This is a genomic window from Magnetospirillum aberrantis SpK (assembly GCF_011022235.1).
GTDB classification, from domain to species: Bacteria; Pseudomonadota; Alphaproteobacteria; order Rhodospirillales; family Magnetospirillaceae; genus Magnetospirillum; species Magnetospirillum aberrantis.
Map to the genome: position 1 here is coordinate 1 of NZ_JAAIYP010000018.1, position 1,716 is coordinate 1,716.

Below are 1,716 nucleotides of genomic sequence, written 5' to 3' on the forward strand. Positions count from 1 at the left end.
TAATCGATGCGGGGCCGCATTGCGGCCCCGCTTTCGTGTCTCGGTGAAGGTTGCTCGATAGTGGCGACTGCCCTATCGTTCCCTACGGTTGTATGGCGGGAGGTTGGAATGCGGACGGTTGTCGTGGGGGCTGCGATCCTTGGTGCCGCCCTTTGTCTGGGGCTCACTCCCGGTTCCAGCAATTCATCGGCCTCCGAACCTGGGTTGGAGACTGGGTCGCGCACTAATAACGCAGATTCCGAGTCGCGGCGCGAATGGTTCCCCAAATGGGGAAAAGCCTGGGCGATAAAAGATTGTCCTGCGGTTCAACAGTATTTGGCTGAAGGCCTGAATTTTGCAGATCCCTTGGCGCACGAGCTTTCCGGAATCATGATCATCACCGGCACCTGCGGCGACGGAACGGTTGGCCGTGCAGCCGAGCACTTCCTGACGGCGGCAAAGCAGGGGCGGGAGCGGTCCATGCTGTTGCTTGCCAAACTCTATGCATTAGGTGACGGCGTCCCTGTTAATGAAGCCGAGGCGCGCCGGTGGGCGCAGAAAGCAATTTTGGGGTGGGGCGATGGTGACCACAAAGATCGGCGCGAACGGCTGACCTCGGCCATGCAGCAGGATATTCCGGCATTGATCCAAGACGAGTTCGATCGGATCGAAGCCCTGCTGGACGCTCCCATAGAGAGCAGGATTTCGACGGCTTCTCAGATCGAGAGTGGGCAGCCCCCATTTTTTGCCGACCCGCAGCGGGCCTGTCTTTGGCGCCTCAGTACCGCCAAGAGTGACGCTGTGGGCGCCCAGTTCGCCCTTGCTGTCCAGTTGTTGGAAGGACGTGGGGTGGCGGTCAACGAAGTTGCAGGAATAGGCTGGCTCCATCGGGCCGCGTCGGCCGGAAATCCGCAGGCGCAGTCGAGACTGGGGACGGTATTGACGACAGGCGAGTTCGGAGTGCGCAAAGATTTCCACGCCGCCTATCGATGGTTGACGCGCGCGAAGGCAGCGGGAATTGATGTTGATGCCGCACTGGCCGAGGCGGCATCCCATTTGAAGCCTGACGCTGTTGTATTCCTCGCGGAGAGCGCGTTCGACGTCACCCCACCGGCACCAAAGACTAAGTCTTATCGACGCACAAAGGAATGCGAGTAGGTGTCGGGAGATGCCCCGGACCGGCGCCATGCCTGATCCGGGGAGAAAAGGATGGGCTAGACCATCGGGCCAGCATCTCCAGGGGCGACCCTTCCGCAGCCGGACTCGAACTCATCGGCTGCTGCATCAGCTGCGCTGGCAGCTTCATCCAAGGCTGATTCGAGCTCCTGCTTGCGTGAGAGAACTTCTTGACGCTCCTTTTCCAAGGCGGATCGTTTCGGTATAACCTCGTTGTGGTAATATTCCATCGCGGCGTTCGTTGCTTCCACTATTCCCCTGATCATTCCCATTGCTGGGAATATCTTAAAAAGATACTGGAGCTTTTTCGGAATCTTGCCGACATCGTAATCCCCTTTCCCTTGAAGCGCCAATTCGACCATCAACTCCTCAATATCTTGTTTTTGCTGATTGAGATCCTCGATGTCGGCTTCAATGCTTTGAAGAAGGGTTTCCTCCGCGGATAGCTTGTCCCGGAGCTCCAGCATTGCCGCCTGCTTCTCCTCAAAAGCCGCTTTTAGCCGTTCGCATTCCTCGTTCTCGTCCCCCTCATCTGGCTTATCGTCCGGCTGGTCATCCGGC

2 protein-coding genes are annotated in these 1,716 nt (G+C 58.2%); one reads left to right on the top strand and one right to left on the bottom strand.

Translation table 11 applies throughout. The features are described from left to right. The first annotated feature begins 108 nt into the window (after positions 1-108). Positions 109-1,137, top strand: a complete 1,029-nt coding sequence (locus G4223_RS03620; RefSeq protein ID WP_163675143.1) for a tetratricopeptide repeat protein — start codon at positions 109-111, stop codon at positions 1,135-1,137. A 56-nt stretch (positions 1,138-1,193) separates the two neighbouring features. Here the strand turns inward: G4223_RS03620 and G4223_RS03625 are convergent. Next, on the bottom strand, positions 1,194-1,716 hold a 523-nt coding region (locus G4223_RS03625), incomplete at its 5' end, for a hypothetical protein (protein ID WP_163675146.1).

Bases quoted from the DNA above. Each gene is read 5' to 3' on its own strand.
- G4223_RS03620 (WP_163675143.1), top strand. From the start codon at position 109: ATGCGGACGGTTGTCGTGGGGGCTGCGATCCTTGGTGCCGCCCTTTGT.